Source organism: Acidovorax sp. FHTAMBA, assembly GCF_038958875.1.
Lineage (GTDB): Bacteria > Pseudomonadota > Gammaproteobacteria > Burkholderiales > Burkholderiaceae_C > Acidovorax.
This window is the reverse complement of sequence record NZ_CP152407.1, coordinates 2,679,244-2,694,936: the sequence shown is the minus strand read 5'-3', so window position 1 is coordinate 2,694,936 and position 15,693 is coordinate 2,679,244. Positions and strand designations below refer to the sequence as shown.

Sequence of the window (15,693 nt, the reverse complement as noted above, 5' to 3'; positions counted from 1 at the left end):
TTTCAGTAGGGTTCTGTTCTGTGTTCGGTAGGTGTTGCTGGCCTTACTTGGTCAGGACAAAACCCTTGAGCTTGGAGAATGCGGCGTCCACCAGCGCCTTTTGCTGCTCCTGGTGAAGGTGGGCATAGCCCACCGCGGGCGACGCCGAGGCGGCACGGCCGGCGTAGCCGAGCTTCTGACCATCCAGCATGTTCTCGTGGATGTAGTGCTGCACGAAGAACCACGCACCCTGGTTCTGTGGCTCGTCCTGGCACCAGACCACATCGGTAGCGTTGGGGTACTTCTTGAGCTCTGCGGCAAACGCCTTGTGCGGGAACGGGTACAGCTGCTCGACGCGCAGGATCACAACGTCATCGGCTTCTTTTTCCGTACGCTTTTTCACCAGGTCGTAGTAGACCTTGCCGGAGCAGGCAATCACCCGCTTGACCTTCGCGGCTTTCTTGGCGATCGACTCATCCTGCTCCGGAATCACCGTCTGGAAGCTGCCCTTGGTGAACTCGGACAACGGCGACGTGGCGTCCTTGTTACGCAGCAGCGACTTGGGCGTCATGATGATCAGCGGCTTGCGCAGGTCGCGCACCATCTGGCGGCGCAGCACATGGAAGATCTGGCTGGCCGTGGTTGGCTGCACGATCTGCATGTTGGCGTCAGCCGCCAGCTGCATGAAGCGTTCCAGGCGCGCCGAGCTGTGCTCTGGGCCCTGGCCTTCATAGCCGTGCGGCAGCATCAGCGTGATGCCGTTCACACGGCCCCACTTGACTTCGCCAGAGGCGATGAACTGGTCGATCACCACCTGCGCGCCGTTGGCAAAGTCGCCGAATTGCGCTTCCCAGATCACCAGTGTGTTCGGGTCGTTGGACGCGTAGCCGTATTCAAAGCCCAGCACCGCTTCTTCCGAAAGGATGGAATCGATAACCACAAACGGTGCCTGATTTTCGGCCACGTTTTGCAGGGGCACATAGGTGCCGGTGTCCCACTTTTCACGCTTTTGATCGTGGATGACGGAATGACGGTGCGTGAAGGTGCCACGACCGCAGTCCTCGCCCGACAGGCGCACCGGGTAACCGCTGGCCACCAGTGAGGCAAACGCCATGTGCTCGCCCATGCCCCAGTCCACAGGAATTTCGCCACGGCCCATGGCCGCGCGGTCGTCGTACACCTTCTTAACGAGCTGGTGGGGGGTCACGCTCTCGGGAATGGTGGTGATCTTCTCGGCCAGGCGCTTCCACTCGGCCAGAGGAATGGCGGTGTCACCCGCGTCGGTCCACTTCTTGCCGAGGAAGGGGCTCCAGTCCACGGCGTACTTGCTCTTGAAGTTGGTGAGCACGGGGTCGACCGTGTGCTTGCCCGCGTCCATCGCAGCGCGGTACGCCTTGACCATGTCGTCGCCCAGCGATTCGCCCAGGCCCTGAGTTGCCAGCTTGTCGGCATACAGCTTGCGCGTGCCGGGGTGCTGGCCGATCTTCTTGTACATCAGCGGCTGCGTGAGTGCCGGCGTGTCCTGTTCGTTATGGCCCAGCTTGCGGAAGCAGATGATGTCCACCACCACATCCTTGCGGAACTCCATGCGGAACTCCAGTGCGAGCTGGGTGGCCAGCACCACGGCTTCCGGGTCATCGCCATTCACGTGCAAGACTGGCGACTCGATCATCTTGACAATGTCGGTGCAGTACAACGTGGAACGCGCATCGCGCGGATCAGAAGTGGTGAAGCCGATCTGGTTGTTGATGATGATGTGCACCGTGCCACCCGTGGAGTAACCACGGGTCTGCGCCAGCGCCAGGGTTTCCTGGTTCACGCCCTGGCCCGCAAAGGCAGCATCGCCATGCACCAGCACAGGCAGCACCTGTTGGCCCAGGGGGTCGGCACGACGGTCCATGCGCGCGCGCACCGAACCTTCCACCACGGGGTTCACGATTTCAAGGTGAGACGGGTTGAACGCGAGCGACAGGTGCACCGGGCCGCCGGGGGTGGTCACGTCCGAGCTGAAACCCTGGTGGTACTTCACGTCACCGGCAGGCAGGTCTTCAGGCGCTGTGTGGTCGAACTCTGCGAACAGGTCCTTGGGCATCTTGCCCAGCGAGTTGACCAGCACATTCAGGCGACCGCGGTGGGCCATGCCGATCACGATCTCCTGCACGCCCTTGGCGCCCGCAGACTGGATGAGCTCATCCATCGCGGCAATGAAGCTCTCACCACCTTCCAGCGAAAACCGCTTTTGACCCACGTACTTGGTGTGCAGGAAGCGCTCCAGCCCTTCCGCCGCCGTCAGGCGGTCAAGGATCTGCTTCTTCTTCTCAGGGCCAAAGCTGGGCTTGCTGCGGATCGTCTCGAGCTTCTCCTGCCACCAGCGCTTCTGATTCTGGTCCGTGGCGTACATGTATTCGGCACCGATGGAGCCGCAGTAGGTCTCGCGCAGCGCGTTGATCAACTCGCGCAGCGTCATCGATTCCTTGCCGAAGAACGTGTTGCTGGTGTTGAACACGACTTCCTGGTCAGCATCGTTGAAGCCGTAGAAAGACGGTTCCAGCTCGGGAATCGCGGGGCGCTCGGTGCGCTTGAGGGGGTCAAGATCCGCCCAGCGCTGGCCCACGTTGCGGTAGGCGGCGATCAGTTGCTGGACGGCGGTACGCTTGCGGCCCATTTCCGAATCCGCCCCGGAGGCCACGACCACCTTGGTGCCGCCCTGCTTGGCGCGCTCGGCAAAAGCGTTGATGACCGGGAGGTGCGGAACGTCCTTGGCATTGCTGCCGTCGACTGCAGGCACATGCTGCAGCGCATCAAAATACTCACGCCATGTATCAGGCACGCTGCCTGGATTGGCGAGATAGTTCTCGTACATCTCTTCGACATAGGGCGCATTGCCGCCGAAGAGGTAAGTGTTGCCTTGGTAGGCTTGATAGACGGATGTCGTATCGCTCATATTCCGCTGACCTCCGCTTTCCTTGGGAAAGCATTAGCTGGTTGAGAAACCTTCCGCGACACGGCTGAACCGGTTGGCGGATGCGACTGTGGCTGGGGAAGGGCCTTGGTACGGCCGCTATTGTGCCACCGAACACCATTGGCCCGCCGAAGCTTCCATCTGAAGCCCCGTCGCAGCGCCTGACAGCAGTGCGGCGTCCGGGCTCGCGTACATTCCGGGGTCTCACTCCTTTGCCTATCCATGCTGCATCACAACCTTCAGGACAAAGCTTTCCTATTACTGCTCATCCTTGTCACGATCGCATTTGGCGCAATCCTGTGGCAGTTTCATGGGGCGGTTTTCTGGGGGGTGATATTGGCCGTTCTTTTTGCGCCGCTGCACCGCAAGCTGCTGCGCCGAATGCCCAGACGCCCCACGCTGGCTGCGCTGTGCACGCTGGGCCTGTGTCTCGTGGTAGTGATCCTGCCGATGGCCGCCATCACCGTGTCACTGATTCAAGAAGCCACGGTGATCTACGAGCGGGTTCGCTCCGGCCAGATCAACTTCGGGTTGTACCTGCAACAGGTCATCGCAGCCCTTCCGCCCTGGGCTGCGAGCTTGATGGACCGTCTTGAACTCACCAGCCTCGGGGAGCTTCAACAAAAGCTGTCTTCGTTCGCCGTACAGGCCAGCCAGTTTATTGCCACGCAGGCGCTGAGCATTGGGCAGAACACGCTGCAGTTCATCGTCAGCTTCGGCATCATGCTCTACCTGCTGTTCTTCCTGTTGCGCGATGGTGCCCGATTGGCATTGCGTATTCGGCAGGCCACCCCGCTGGATGAGACGCACAAGCGGCAATTGGTGGGGAAATTCACCACCGTGATCCGTGCGACTGTCAAGGGCAATATCGTCGTGGCGGCCTCCCAGGGCGCACTCGGCGGAATGATGTTCTGGTTTCTCGGAATCCAGGGCCCCGTACTGTGGGGCGTACTGATGGCGTTCCTGTCGCTTCTGCCCGCGGTGGGCGCGGGACTGATCTGGGTACCCGTTGCCATCTACTTTCTGGCCACGGGTGCCATATGGCAGGGCGTGGTGCTGACTGCTTTCGGGATCTTCGTGATCGGGCTGGTCGACAACGTACTGCGCCCCATCCTGGTGGGCAAGGACACCAAGATGCCCGACTACGTGGTGCTGATTTCCACGCTGGGCGGTATGGCCTTGTTCGGACTCACCGGGTTTGTCATTGGCCCGGTCATCGCAGCACTTTTCATGGCCAGTTGGGATCTGTTCTCCCCTCCGGTTGCGGAAGACACGTCGTCCCGTTGACTTCACCCTGCCCGCAGCCCGACGCTATCTCACCTAGACGCGTGTCGGCGAGATCGGGCACCTGTGCTTGTCACCACTCATCCGCAGCGCAGGTCAGTAAGTAAGCGTATTCACACCTTGCGCGGTGCCCAGAAGACAGACAGATGCCTTCTGGTGCGCAAAAACCCCCACAGTCACCACCCCCGGCCACTGATTGATGTCGGATTCAAACGCCAACGGGTCCGTGATCGAGAGCCCGCGGACATCCAGGATCTGCTGACCGTTGTCGGTGACCAGCGGTTGCCCATCCCGCATCCGAAGCTGCGCCTGGCCACCCATCGCTGCAAAACGCCGAGCAACATGGTTGGCAGCCATCGGGATCACCTCCACCGGCAGAGGAAACTGCCCCAGAACCTGGACCAGCTTGGATTCGTCTGCAATACACACAAAGCGCCTGGCCAGCGCCGCAACGATTTTTTCGCGCGTCAAGGCGGCGCCACCACCTTTGACCATGTGGCCTTTGCCATCAATTTCATCCGCTCCGTCGATGTAGACCGCGAGCGATTCCACGTCGTTGGCATCCAACACTGGGATCCCGATCGCCTTGAGCCGCTCCGTGCTGGCCACTGAACTGGAGACAGCACCTTTGATCTGGTTCTTCATGGTGGCCAGAGCGTCGATGAACTTGTTGACGGTGGAGCCGGTGCCTACGCCCACGATATCGCCAGGCACCACGTATTGCAGCGCGGCTTGGCCTACCAGGGTCTTGAGTTCGTCTTGGGTGAGGGAAGGAGTGGTCGTCATGGGAGAAAATCGGGGGTAATCCTTGAATTATCTCTCCATGTCCCTCATCCCCTACGCCCTCACCCGCCCCTTTCTCTTTGGCATGGATGCCGAGACCGCCCACGAACTCACCATGGACATGCTGGCACGCGGGCAGCGCACCCCGCTGCAATGGGCCTGGTGCAATGAAACCGTGGACGACCCCGTGGTGTTGGCGGGCCTGACCTTTCCCAACCGCGTGGGGATGGCGGCAGGCCTGGACAAGAACGCCCGCTGCATCGACGCGCTGGGGGCCATGGGCTTCGGCTTTGTCGAGGTCGGCACGGTGACGCCCAAGGCGCAGCCTGGCAACCCCAAGCCGCGCATGTTCCGCCTGCCAGAAGCACGCGCGCTGATCAACCGCCTGGGCTTCAACAACGAGGGCCTTGACGCGTTCCTGCACAACGTGCAGCAGGCTCAATTTCGCTCGCAAAGCCGCAAACATCCCCTGCTGCTGGGCCTCAACATCGGAAAGAACGCCACCACCCCCATCGAGAATGCCACCAGCGACTACCTGACCTGTCTGGAGGGCGTCTATCCCCACGCTGACTACGTGACGGTCAACATCAGCTCACCCAACACCCAGAACCTGCGGGCCCTGCAAAGCGACGCTGCCCTGGACGCCTTGCTGGGTGCCATTGCCGAGCGGCGTGAGGCCCTGGCCACCCAGCATGGTCGCCGCGTGCCGGTGTTCGTGAAAATTGCCCCCGACCTCGATGAAGCCCAGGTGTCGGTGATCGCCGCCACACTGCAACGCCACGGGATGGACGGCGTGATCGCCACCAACACCACCATCAGCCGCACCGCAGTGCAGGGCCTGCGCCATGCCGAGGAAGCCGGTGGACTCAGCGGAGCGCCGGTGCTGGAGGCCAGCAACCAGGTTATCCGCCAGCTGCGCGCCGCGCTTGGCAGCCGCTTTCCCATCATTGGGGTGGGCGGCATCATGAGCGCAGCAGACGCGGTCAGCAAAGTCCGCGCGGGTGCGGATGTGGTGCAAATCTATACGGGGCTGATCTACGAAGGCCCTGCACTGGTGGTCAAGGCGGCAAAGGCCATCAAAGCCATGAGATGAATACACGATATCTCCGGCAGTCCCGTGTCCAATAAAAAACCGCTGTCAACAGCGGCTTTTTGATGTGAAGTGGCGGGCATCTTGAGGCCCAATACCGGCGCCTGCTCAGCGTCGCAACCGCATGAGCATCGGCAGAACCACCCCAGCCCACCGGATCAGGCGGCGCGGCCCCGCTACCAGAGCAACACCTGCCATGGTGGCCACCGCCACAGGATGCTGCCGCGCAAAACCTGCAACACGCCAAAGCATAGACTCGTCCAAGGCGGCGCCAAGCGGTTCACGCTGCGCCAGTGCCAACGACTGGGCCCGTGCGGCCCTGCGGGCGCGAAGACGTTCGCGTTGCAGAGCAATACGGTCCAGCACCCTTTGCTGGTCAGCCGTCGGCGATGGAACAGCCTGCTGCGTCATGGGTTGAAGCGATGAAGTCGGGGTTGCCATCACAGACGTTCCTTGATATCCCGCCAGTCCTGCGCGAGTTCGCGGCGCGTCAGGGCAAAACCATTCCCCGCCTTCTGAACCACAGACACCAGCGACATCAGCATCGCGGCCCATCCCACAGTCCATACAGCGGCAACCAGCCAGGCCACCAGCGTACGATGGGGCGTATCCCAGAAATGCACCAGCACCGCCAGCGAAAGCATGATCAACGCCACCACCGTGAGCCCTGCGACCACGATGGTCAGCACCAGCATTTGCTGCAAACGCTGCTTCTGATCGTGCCATTCCAGCCTGGCCAGGTCCATCCGGTCTTCCACCGCAATCGCGCCTTCGATCACATTGGCGCGCCAACGGGCTACCAGTGCCTCCAGCCCCAGAAGAGAAAGCCAGTTCATTCGCAGCCCTTGTGTTGCGTACTCAAGCCCAAACAGCCCGGATCAGCGGCGCGCCAGCAGAAAACCCACCAGTGCCCCCACCGCGAGTGCGGCGCCGGCTACGCGCCAAGGCTCGTCATGCGCATAGCGGTCCGCTGCAAGGGCCGCTTCCTTGGCCTGGCGAGCCGCGTCTTGCGCAGCGCGCACGGCAGATTCGCGCACGTTGTGCATGCCATCGTCAAGGCGCTGGCGCAGCAGCTTGATCTCAGGGACTGCGTCGAGATCTTTGTTGGCCAGAAGCCCCCGCAGATCAGAAACCAGCTTTTCCAGTTCGCCCTGGGTGGTGGTGGTGTCGGAAGCAGTCATACAAGCCTTTCTTGAAGCAACAAAAAATAGGGCGGCCCTTTCGGCCGAGCCATTCAGAACACCAGTTCATCTTATCCACCTGTGCTGTTCCCCTTCGTAGGACGGGGTCGCATGAGGTAACGGATTGAAAATGCCTTGCCGCAGATCAAACGAGTTCGGCCACATGTTCGGCAATTGCCAGAGCGCTTGTCAACCCCGGTGATTCGATCCCGAACAGGTTGACCAGGCCTGGGATACCATGGGCTGATGGTCCCTGAATCACAAAGTCCGCCGCAGGCTCGCCCGGGCCGTGGATTTTGGGACGTATGCCCGCATACCCCGGTGACAGGGTGCCGTCACGCAGCCCGGGCCAGTATTTGCGTACCTCAGCGTAGAAATCGTCCCCGCGCGCGGGGTCTACGAGCAAATCCTCGGGCGAATCGACCCACTCCACATCGGGCCCGAATTTGGCCTGACCACCCAGGTCCAGGGTCAGGTGCACCCCCAGGCCTGCCGATTCAGGCACCGGGTAGATCAAGTGGCTGAAGGGGGATTTTCCCGACAGAGTGAAATAGCAGCCTTTGGCATAGCGGGCGTGCGGCACATGAACCGGCGCCAAGCCAGCGAACCGGCTGGCGAGTCCGGGTGCGTGCAGGCCCGCCGCATTGACCACGGTGCGCGCTCGCAACCGCGTGCCGTCCATTGCTAGCAAATAAATAGCATCCTGCGCACACTCAGCAAGCCCCAGAGCCGTATTGAGCACCACAATTCCTCCAGCGTGCTCCAGATCACCCTGCAGTGCGAGCATCAGTGCGTGGCTATCGACGATGCCGGTGCTGGGCGAGATCAATGCGGCGACGCAGTCCAACGCGGGCTCCAGGTCCAGAGCTTCGTGCCGTTCCATCCAGCGCAAATCCAGCACGCCGTTGGCATGTGCGCGCGCCCGGATGGACTCAAGACCCGGGAGCTGGCCCTCTGACGTGGCCACCAGGAGCTTGCCGCAGCGGCTGTGGGGTACGCCCCGTTCGGCGCAGTAGGCATACAGCATGTCCCTCCCCCGCACGCACAGCCCGGCCTTCAACGAGCCAGGGCGATAGTAGAGCCCGGCGTGAATCACCTCGCTGTTGCGCGAGCTGGTTCCGGTCCCGATGGCGTCCGCGGACTCCAGCACCATCACTTCGCGGCCCTGCAGGGCAAGTGCGCGCGCAACCGCCAGCCCCACCACACCAGCGCCAACCACCACACATTCCACGTCATCTGCCATCACACAAACCTTAAATGAATGCGAAGTCCTCAGACCTGCTCGAACCCGTCAAGCACATTGACGGCATTGGTCCCCAGCTCTGCAGCCGCATAGCCGCCTTCAAGCACAAAGACGGCGGGCAGTCGCAACCCGGCCAGGCGCTCACCCACCCGGCGGAAATCAGCAAACGCAAGCGCAAACTTGGAAATGGGATCACCCTCGAAGGTATCGAGTCCGAGGGAAATCACGAGGGCGTCAGCCCCGTGGCGGTCAATGCGCGCACAGGCAAACTCCAGAGCATCCAACCAGGCGGCGGCACTGGTGCCCGCAGGAAGCGGAAGGTTCAGGTTGAAACCTTCGCCCTCTCCCACGCCGGTTTCATCAGCATGGCCCAGATAAAACGGGTATTCGGTACGCGGATCGCCATGGATGCTGACAAACAGCACGTCGGCCCGGTCATAGAAGATGCTTTGCGTGCCGTTGCCGTGGTGGTAGTCCACATCCAGCACTGCCACACGCCGCGCACCCTGGTGGCGCAGTACCTGCGCAGCCACAGCCGCATTGTTCAGAAAGCAGTAGCCGCCCATGAAGTCGGGGCCCGCATGGTGGCCCGGAGGGCGTGTACAGCAGAACGCTGCGCGCGCACCCTGGGCAACCCTGGACGCAGCGCTTGCAGCCGCATCCGCACCGGCCTTGGCTGCAGCCCAGGTTCCCGGCGCCATGGGGGTGCCGTTGTCCATCGAATAAAGCCCCAGGCGGGCAACGAAATTGAGTGGCTCCAAATCGCTGCGCAGGGTGCGCACCGGCCAGACCGACGGAAACGGCTGGATGGCGGAATTCGCAGGATCAAGCTCCAGCCATTGCTGCCAAGCAGTCTGCAGGAAGGCCAGGTATCTCGGCGCATGCACCTCGGACAACGTTGGCACGCTATCTGTGTCGGGCGGCAGCAGACCGTGACCCCGCGCCCGCAACGCCGCTTCCACGTAGTCCACGCGTGCGGGCTTCTCGAAACAGGGCACACGTTCACCCCGAAAAAATTCGTGGGCGGGCGCATGGCCTTGATGAAGAGGGTTATGAAACGTGATCATGGTTCGGGCGCATCCACTGCGAGAGGGGTGAGAGGACTATCGGGGCAGCCGCCAAAAGCAGCCGCATTGGAAGACGACACAACACTTTAGCTGCACTGGCGCCGCCAGCGCGCACCCCATCACTGGATGCGCATGGGCATGAAAAAACCCCTGCAGACGGAATCTGCAGGGGTTTCAAATTGGTGGGTGATACATGGATCGAACATGTGACCCCTGCCGTGTGAAGGCAGTGCTCTACCGCTGAGCTAATCACCCGACGATGGCACTCTGATCAGAATGCATTCGCGACCGTCAGAAAGCGTGGTGGGTGATACATGGATCGAACATGTGACCCCTGCCGTGTGAAGGCAGTGCTCTACCGCTGAGCTAATCACCCGTGTCTCTGTGACAGCCCACGATTATGGCACAGGTTTTCAGCTTGTCTGAACGGCACGCCAAATTGTTTTGCCGCCACTTGCCTTGTCGATCTGCGCCAGCACATCCGCATGCTGGAGTTGCTCCTGCTCGCTGGCGCGCAGGATGGGCAGGCTCAACAGCCGCAAGTCGATCGTTGCAACCTTCAGTCCATCGCTGGTGACGTTTTCATCATCCACCATCAACAGGGCGTCCTGGCCGCGCGTGAGACTGATGTACACATCGGCCAGAAGCTCCGCATCCAGCAAGGCGCCGTGCAAGGTCCGGCCGGAGTTGTCCACCCCCAGGCGGTCGCACAGGGCATCGAGCGAATTGCGCTTGCCCGGGTACATCTCCTTGGCCATGACCAGCGTGTCGGTCACGCTCTCCACATAGGTGCGGAAAGCCGGACGGCCCACCAGCTCCAGCTCCTTGTTCAGAAAGCCCACGTCGAACGCCGCGTTGTGGATGATGATCTCGGCGCCCTGCAGGTACTGAAGGATGTCATCCACCACTTCGGCGAATCTGGGCTTGTCTTTCAGGAACTCGTTGCTGATGCCATGCACCTTCAGCGCGTCTTCATGGCTTTCACGGCCGGGGTTGAAGTACAGATGCAGGTTGTTGCCGGTCAGCTTGCGATTGAGCAGCTCCACGCAGCCGAGCTCAATGATGCGGTCCCCGCCTTCGGCCGAAAGGCCGGTGGTTTCGGTATCGAGAACGATCTGCCTGGACATCAGTGGTTTTCCTTGGCGTGGTTGATCGTGTACTTCGGAATCTCCACCACCAGATCCTGCTGCGCCAGGATGGCCTGACAGGAAAGACGCGACTGCGGCTCCAGGCCCCAGGCGCGGTCCAGCAGGTCCTCTTCCTCTTCTTCAGCGGCATTCAGCGAGTTCAGGCCCTGGCGCACGATGACGTGGCACGTGGTGCAGGCGCAGCTCATGTCGCAGGCATGCTCGATGTTGATGTGGTTGTCGAGCAGAGCTTCGCAGATCGAGGTGCCGGCGGGTGCCGTGATTTCGGTGCCTGCGGGGCAGTACTCGGGATGGGGAAGGATCTTGATGACGGGCATGGGGGTTGTATTTTTTGTACGGTGGGGTGCGTTCACCAGGCTCAGAGGGCCTGCACGTTCTTGCCAGCCAGGGCCTGCCGAATGCCGCGATTCATGCGCAGGGCCGCAAAGGCTTCGGTACCTTTGGCCAGGGCATCGGTCGCAGCCTCGATGACCGCAGCGTCTTCGGAGTCGCGCTGGTGCCGCAAAGTCACCATGAGGCCATCAATGGCGGCACGCTCCTGCGCGCTCAACACATCGCCATCCGCGTCCAGCGCGCTCTGGGTAGCGATCAGCATGCGGTCGGCGTCCACACGGGCTTCCACCACGGCGCGCGCTTTCATGTCCTGCGCGGCGGTCGCGAACCCGTCTTGCAGCATGCGGGCTATCTGGTCATCCGAGAGGCCGTAAGACGGCTTCACGTCGATCCGCGCCTCCACGCCGCTGCCCTGCTCCTTCGCGCTTACGCTCAACAGGCCATCGGCATCGACCGTGAAGGTCACACGGATGCGAGCGGCTCCCGCAGCCATGGGCGGGATGCCCCGAAGCTCAAAGCGCGCAAGACTGCGGCAGTCCTGTACCAGGTCACGCTCTCCCTGCACCACGTGGATCGCCAGAGCGGTCTGTCCGTCCTTGTAGGTGGTGAAATCCTGCGCCTTGGCAGTAGGAATGGTCTCGTTGCGCGCCACGATGCGCTCCACCAGCCCGCCCATGGTTTCAATACCCAGCGACAGAGGGATCACATCGAGCAGCAGCAAGTCGCCTGCGGTGTTGTTGCCCGCCAGCTGGTTGGCCTGGATGGCTGCGCCCAGCGCCACCACTTCGTCGGGATTGAGGTTGGTCAGAGGCGGTTTGCCGAAAAATTCCTCCACGGCACGCCGCACCTGGGGCATGCGCGTGGAGCCGCCCACCATGACCACACCCTGCACCTCATCGCGACCCAGATGGGCATCGCGCAACGCACGGCGCACAGCGGCCATGGAGCGCGCGGTCAAATTGGCCGTTATCGCTTCGAAGTCACTAAGTTTGACGTCAAATCGGGCCTCAGCGCTTGATAGTAAAGCGCTGAATGCTGCAATATCAGTAGCAGTCAACGCCTCCTTGCAGGCACGCGCAGCCATACGCACTGCTGATTTGTCTGCAGGCGTGGTCGCCTCCAGCCCGAGCTGCTGCAGCACCCAGTCTGCCAGCGCAGCGTCGTAATCGTCGCCGCCCAGCGCCGAATCGCCGCCTGTGGAAATGACTTCAAACACCCCTTGGGTCAGGCGCAGGATGGAGATGTCAAAGGTGCCCCCGCCCAGGTCGTACACGGCGTAGACCCCCTCACTGGCATTGTCCAGTCCATAGGCAATCGCAGCCGCGGTGGGCTCGTTGATCAGACGCAGCAAATGGATGCCCGCGAGCCTGGCGGCATCCTTGGTGGCCTGCCGCTGGGCGTCATCGAAATAGGCCGGCACCGTGATGACGGCACCGTACAGGTCATCATTGAACGTGTCTTCGGCGCGGTAGCGCAGGGTGGCCAGAATCTCGGCACTCACCTCGACGGGAGACTTGTTGCCATCTACCGTGGCAACACTGACCATCCCCCCCGCCTGCGCATCGCTGGAAGCTACAAAGTCGTACGGCAACTTGTCCGCTTGCGCCACATCGTTCAGGCCACGCCCCATGAAGCGTTTGGCCGAGGCGATGGTGTTGCGTGCATCGTGTGTTTGCGCGGCAACGGCGTCGTATCCGATCTGGCGCCCGCCCTTTTCCAGATAACGCACCACTGAGGGCAACAACACCCTGCCCTGGGCGTCGGGCAAGCACTCAGCCACGCCGTTGCGCACGGCCGCCACCAAAGAATGGGTGGTGCCCAAATCAATGCCTACCGCAATACGCCGCTGGTGCGGGTCGGGGGATTGGCCGGGTTCGGAGATCTGCAAAAGCGCCATGAAATTTCGGGTCTCAACGTGGTGGAGCCCGCCATCACAACAACCGGGCTCCCTGTGGGAAAGCTAAACCGCTCAATGTTCTATTGTCCCAGCTGCTCTCGGCGACGTTCAATGTCGTCAGCAAATCGCGCAATGAACATGAGGGCTCTGACCTGGCGGGCCGCGCCCGCGTAGTCTTGTAGCTGGTCGATGAGTTGCTCGCACTGCGCCAGCGCCGCGCGGCGGGCCTGGCTGACGCCATCTTCCAGCGCATCAAGCGCGCTCTCTTCCCGTGCATCTTCCAGCGCCTCGCGCCACTCCATCTGCTGCATCAAAAATGCCGCGGGCATCGCCGTATTGTCTTCGGCGTTGATGGGCGCTCCGTGAAGTTCGCACAGGTAGGCGGCGCGGCGCATCGGATCCTTGAGGCGCTGGTAGGCCTCGTTGATGCGCACCGACCACTGCATGGCCACACGCTGCGCGGCCCCGCCCTGCGCCGCAAACTTGTCGGGATGGGCTTCGCGCTGAAGTTCCTTCCAGCGCGCGTCGATGGCGCTACGCTCCTGCGCAAAGCGGCGCTCCAGGCCAAACAGTTCGAAGTCGTCAGATTGCAGGTTCATGCGCTGGAAAGCAGACGGAAAGTCAAAAATACCAAGAAAAAACCGCCAGCACGCAGCGCGATGGCGGTTTGTCGGCGCGAAGGACAGCGTGCGCTCAAACGCGGAAGCTCTCCCCACAACCGCAGCGGTCACGCTCGTTGGGGTTGTTGAACTTGAAGCCTTCGTTCAGCCCCTCGCGCACGAAGTCGAGCTCGGTGCCATCGATATAGGCCAGGCTCTTGGGATCGATCAGCACCTTGACGCCGTGATTTTCAAACACGATGTCCTCCGGCTCGCTGTCATCCACATATTCGAGCTTGTAGGCAAGCCCGGAGCAACCGGTCGTCTTGACGCCCAGGCGCACGCCCAGGCCCTTGCCTCGGCGGGACAAGTAGCGGTTGACGTGCCGGGCAGCGGCTTCTGTCAGCGTAATGGCCATGTCTCTCGATCTATTAATCTGTCAAATCAGGCAGCGGCAGCGGCTGTGTGCTTGGTCTTGTAGTCGAGCACAGCGGCCTTGATGGCATCTTCAGCCAGGATGGAGCAGTGGATCTTCACGGGCGGCAGGGCCAGCTCTTCAGCGATCTCGCTATTCTTGAGGGCCGCTGCTTCGTCCAGCGTCTTGCCCTTGACCCATTCGGTCACCAGCGACGACGAGGCGATGGCGGAGCCGCAACCGTAGGTCTTGAAGCGTGCGTCTTCGATCACGCCGGTCTCCGGGTTCACCTTGATCTGCAGCTTCATCACGTCGCCGCAGGCGGGCGCGCCCACCATGCCGGTGCCCACCGAATCATCCCCCTTGTCGAAGGAACCCACATTGCGGGGGTTCTCGTAATGGTCAACCACTTTTTCGGAGTAAGCCATGATGTTTACCTCTTCAATTCATACAAAGTCTTCAGGGGATCAGTGCGCAGCCCACTGGATGGTGCTGATGTCGATGCCGTCCTGGTACATCTCCCACAGCGGGCTCAGCTCGCGCAGGCGCGCCACGTTCTCGCGGATGGTGGAGATGGCGTAGTCGATCTCTTCTTCCGTCGTGAAGCGGCCAATGGTCATGCGCAGGCTGCTGTGCGCCAGCTCGTCGCTGCGGCCCAGGGCGCGCAGCACATAGCTGGGCTCCAGGCTGGCCGATGTGCAGGCCGAGCCCGAAGACACCGCCAAGCCCTTGATGCCCATGATGAGCGATTCGCCTTCGACGAAGTTGAAACTCATGTTCAGGTTCTGCGGCACGCGGCGCTCCATGCTGCCGTTGATGAACACCTGTTCAATGTCCTTCAAGCCATCTAGCAGGCGCTGCTGCAAGGCATGGGCCTTGGCATTGCTCTCGGCCATTTCTTCCTTGGCGATGCGGAAAGCCTCACCCATGCCCACGATCTGGTGCGTGGGCAAGGTACCCGAACGCATGCCACGCTCATGGCCACCGCCGTGCATCTGCGCTTCCAGCCGAACACGGGGCTTGCGGCGCACATACAGCGCGCCAACGCCCTTGGGGCCATAGGTCTTGTGGGCGGTCATGCTCATCAGGTCGATGGGCAGCACGTTCATGTCGATCTCGACACGACCGGTGGCCTGGGCGGCATCCACATGCAGCAGGATGCCCTTTTCACGGCACAGCGCGCCGATAGCAGGGATGTCCTGGATCACGCCGATTTCGTTGTTGACGAACAGAATGCTGACCAGCACGGTGTCGGGGCGGATGGCGGCCTTCAGGGCATCCATGTTGACGAGACCATCTTCCTGGACATCCAGGTACGTGGCTTCAAAGCCCTGGCGCTCCAGCTCGCGCATGGTGTCCAGCACGGCCTTGTGTTCGGTCTTGAGCGTGATGAGGTGCTTGCCCTTGCCTTTGTAGAAGTGGGCAGCGCCCTTCAAGGCCAGGTTGATGGACTCGGTTGCACCGCTGGTCCAGACAATTTCGCGGGGGTCGGCACCGATCAGGTCTGCCACCTGAACGCGCGCCTTTTCCACGGCCTCTTCGGCCTCCCAACCCCAGGCGTGGCTGCGCGACGCCGGATTGCCGAAGTGCTCGCGCAACCAGGGAATCATGGCATCCACGACGCGGGGGTCCACAGGCGTGGTGGCGCCATAGTCGAGATAGATGGGAAAGTGCGGGGTCATGTCCATGGCTGGCTCAGTAGGGTTGCTGGC

The 15,693-nt window shown here is 61.8% G+C and carries 16 protein-coding genes and 2 tRNA genes; 2 read left to right on the top strand and 16 right to left on the bottom strand.

The genetic code is table 11. The features are described from left to right. Positions 1 to 43 precede the first annotated feature (43 nt). A complete protein-coding gene (locus AAFF19_RS12725; protein ID WP_008904794.1) occupies positions 44 to 2,923 on the bottom strand; it encodes a 2-oxoglutarate dehydrogenase E1 component in 2,880 nt (959 codons plus the stop codon). A gap of 240 nt (positions 2,924 to 3,163) precedes the next feature. Between AAFF19_RS12725 and AAFF19_RS12720 the strand changes: the two genes are divergently transcribed. Continuing rightward, positions 3,164 to 4,228: an AI-2E family transporter gene (locus AAFF19_RS12720; RefSeq protein ID WP_008904793.1), complete on the top strand. Its 1,065-nt coding sequence runs from the start codon at positions 3,164 to 3,166 to the stop codon at positions 4,226 to 4,228. A 93-nt stretch (positions 4,229 to 4,321) separates the two neighbouring features. On the opposite strand, the gene rpiA is transcribed toward AAFF19_RS12720, so the two are convergent. Further along, positions 4,322 to 5,011, bottom strand: coding sequence for a ribose-5-phosphate isomerase RpiA (rpiA, locus tag AAFF19_RS12715; protein WP_182119592.1), 690 nt, complete (start codon positions 5,009 to 5,011; stop codon positions 4,322 to 4,324). 37 nt (positions 5,012 to 5,048) lie between these two features. On the opposite strand from rpiA, the gene AAFF19_RS12710 reads away from it, so the two are divergent. Continuing rightward, on the top strand, positions 5,049 to 6,101 hold the full coding sequence (locus AAFF19_RS12710; RefSeq protein ID WP_008904791.1) for a quinone-dependent dihydroorotate dehydrogenase: 1,053 nt from the start codon (positions 5,049 to 5,051) through the stop codon (positions 6,099 to 6,101). Between the two features lie 105 nt (positions 6,102 to 6,206). Here the strand turns inward: AAFF19_RS12710 and AAFF19_RS12705 are convergent, their stop codons facing one another. From AAFF19_RS12705 to AAFF19_RS12640, 14 genes are all read right to left on the bottom strand, one after another. After that, the gene (locus AAFF19_RS12705; protein WP_246330903.1) at positions 6,207 to 6,539 is read right to left on the bottom strand and encodes a hypothetical protein; all 333 of its coding nucleotides are present in this window, start codon (positions 6,537 to 6,539) and stop codon (positions 6,207 to 6,209) included. Beyond that, a complete protein-coding gene (locus tag AAFF19_RS12700) occupies positions 6,539 to 6,934 on the bottom strand; it encodes a phage holin family protein (RefSeq protein WP_008904789.1) in 396 nt (131 codons plus the stop codon). Before AAFF19_RS12700 ends, AAFF19_RS12705 begins: the two co-directional genes overlap by 1 nt. Positions 6,935 to 6,976: 42 nt before the next feature. Then, complete coding sequence (locus AAFF19_RS12695; RefSeq protein WP_008904788.1) at positions 6,977 to 7,279, bottom strand: DUF883 family protein; 303 nt, start codon at positions 7,277 to 7,279, stop codon at positions 6,977 to 6,979. A gap of 145 nt (positions 7,280 to 7,424) precedes the next feature. Next, the gene (locus AAFF19_RS12690; protein ID WP_182119593.1) at positions 7,425 to 8,522 is read right to left on the bottom strand and encodes an NAD(P)/FAD-dependent oxidoreductase; all 1,098 of its coding nucleotides are present in this window, start codon (positions 8,520 to 8,522) and stop codon (positions 7,425 to 7,427) included. 29 nt (positions 8,523 to 8,551) lie between these two features. After that, entirely contained in the window at positions 8,552 to 9,589 is a 1,038-nt protein-coding gene (locus AAFF19_RS12685) for a histone deacetylase family protein (RefSeq protein WP_182119594.1), read from the bottom strand. A 180-nt stretch (positions 9,590 to 9,769) separates the two neighbouring features. Then, a tRNA-Val gene (locus AAFF19_RS12680) sits at positions 9,770 to 9,844 on the bottom strand. 46 nt (positions 9,845 to 9,890) lie between these two features. Continuing rightward, positions 9,891 to 9,965: transfer RNA gene (locus tag AAFF19_RS12675), tRNA-Val, on the bottom strand. Between the two features lie 37 nt (positions 9,966 to 10,002). Continuing rightward, positions 10,003 to 10,716, bottom strand: a complete 714-nt coding sequence (gene dnaQ / locus AAFF19_RS12670) for a DNA polymerase III subunit epsilon (RefSeq protein WP_182119595.1) — start codon at positions 10,714 to 10,716, stop codon at positions 10,003 to 10,005. Continuing rightward, positions 10,716 to 11,054, bottom strand: coding sequence for an ISC system 2Fe-2S type ferredoxin (gene fdx / locus AAFF19_RS12665; RefSeq protein WP_008904784.1), 339 nt, complete (start codon positions 11,052 to 11,054; stop codon positions 10,716 to 10,718). The genes dnaQ and fdx overlap by 1 nt, the downstream gene beginning before the upstream one ends. Before the next feature lie 41 nt (positions 11,055 to 11,095). Beyond that, positions 11,096 to 12,967, bottom strand: coding sequence for a Fe-S protein assembly chaperone HscA (gene hscA / locus AAFF19_RS12660; RefSeq protein ID WP_182119596.1), 1,872 nt, complete (start codon positions 12,965 to 12,967; stop codon positions 11,096 to 11,098). An 80-nt stretch (positions 12,968 to 13,047) separates the two neighbouring features. Beyond that, on the bottom strand, positions 13,048 to 13,566 hold the full coding sequence (gene hscB / locus AAFF19_RS12655) for a Fe-S protein assembly co-chaperone HscB (protein WP_182119597.1): 519 nt from the start codon (positions 13,564 to 13,566) through the stop codon (positions 13,048 to 13,050). 94 nt (positions 13,567 to 13,660) lie between these two features. After that, entirely contained in the window at positions 13,661 to 13,984 is a 324-nt protein-coding gene (gene iscA, locus AAFF19_RS12650; protein ID WP_008904781.1) for an iron-sulfur cluster assembly protein IscA, read from the bottom strand. Positions 13,985 to 14,010: 26 nt separating this feature from the next. Then, positions 14,011 to 14,409, bottom strand: coding sequence for a Fe-S cluster assembly scaffold IscU (iscU, locus tag AAFF19_RS12645; protein WP_008904780.1), 399 nt, complete (start codon positions 14,407 to 14,409; stop codon positions 14,011 to 14,013). A 39-nt stretch (positions 14,410 to 14,448) separates the two neighbouring features. Next, positions 14,449 to 15,669 carry an IscS subfamily cysteine desulfurase gene (locus AAFF19_RS12640; protein WP_182119598.1) on the bottom strand — a complete coding sequence of 407 codons (1,221 nt, stop codon included), beginning with the start codon at positions 15,667 to 15,669 and terminating at the stop codon, positions 14,449 to 14,451. Positions 15,670 to 15,693: the final 24 nt, after the last annotated feature.

Bases quoted from the DNA above. Each gene is read 5' to 3' on its own strand.
- AAFF19_RS12695 (WP_008904788.1), bottom strand. From the start codon at position 7,279: ATGACTGCTTCCGACACCACCACCACCCAGGGCGAACTGGAAAAGCTG.
- hscB (WP_182119597.1), bottom strand. From the start codon at position 13,566: ATGAACCTGCAATCTGACGACTTCGAACTGTTTGGCCTGGAGCGCCGC.
- AAFF19_RS12685 (WP_182119594.1), bottom strand. From the start codon at position 9,589: ATGATCACGTTTCATAACCCTCTTCATCAAGGCCATGCGCCCGCCCAC.
- AAFF19_RS12725 (WP_008904794.1), bottom strand. From the start codon at position 2,923: ATGAGCGATACGACATCCGTCTATCAAGCCTACCAAGGCAACACTTAC.
- hscA (WP_182119596.1), bottom strand. From the start codon at position 12,967: ATGGCGCTTTTGCAGATCTCCGAACCCGGCCAATCCCCCGACCCGCAC.
- iscU (WP_008904780.1), bottom strand. From the start codon at position 14,409: ATGGCTTACTCCGAAAAAGTGGTTGACCATTACGAGAACCCCCGCAAT.
- iscA (WP_008904781.1), bottom strand. From the start codon at position 13,984: ATGGCCATTACGCTGACAGAAGCCGCTGCCCGGCACGTCAACCGCTAC.
- AAFF19_RS12705 (WP_246330903.1), bottom strand. From the start codon at position 6,539: ATGGCAACCCCGACTTCATCGCTTCAACCCATGACGCAGCAGGCTGTT.
- AAFF19_RS12640 (WP_182119598.1), bottom strand. From the start codon at position 15,669: ATGGACATGACCCCGCACTTTCCCATCTATCTCGACTATGGCGCCACC.
- AAFF19_RS12720 (WP_008904793.1), top strand. From the start codon at position 3,164: ATGCTGCATCACAACCTTCAGGACAAAGCTTTCCTATTACTGCTCATC.
- fdx (WP_008904784.1), bottom strand. From the start codon at position 11,054: ATGCCCGTCATCAAGATCCTTCCCCATCCCGAGTACTGCCCCGCAGGC.
- rpiA (WP_182119592.1), bottom strand. From the start codon at position 5,011: ATGACGACCACTCCTTCCCTCACCCAAGACGAACTCAAGACCCTGGTA.
- dnaQ (WP_182119595.1), bottom strand. From the start codon at position 10,716: ATGTCCAGGCAGATCGTTCTCGATACCGAAACCACCGGCCTTTCGGCC.
- AAFF19_RS12710 (WP_008904791.1), top strand. From the start codon at position 5,049: ATGTCCCTCATCCCCTACGCCCTCACCCGCCCCTTTCTCTTTGGCATG.
- AAFF19_RS12700 (WP_008904789.1), bottom strand. From the start codon at position 6,934: ATGAACTGGCTTTCTCTTCTGGGGCTGGAGGCACTGGTAGCCCGTTGG.
- AAFF19_RS12690 (WP_182119593.1), bottom strand. From the start codon at position 8,522: ATGGCAGATGACGTGGAATGTGTGGTGGTTGGCGCTGGTGTGGTGGGG.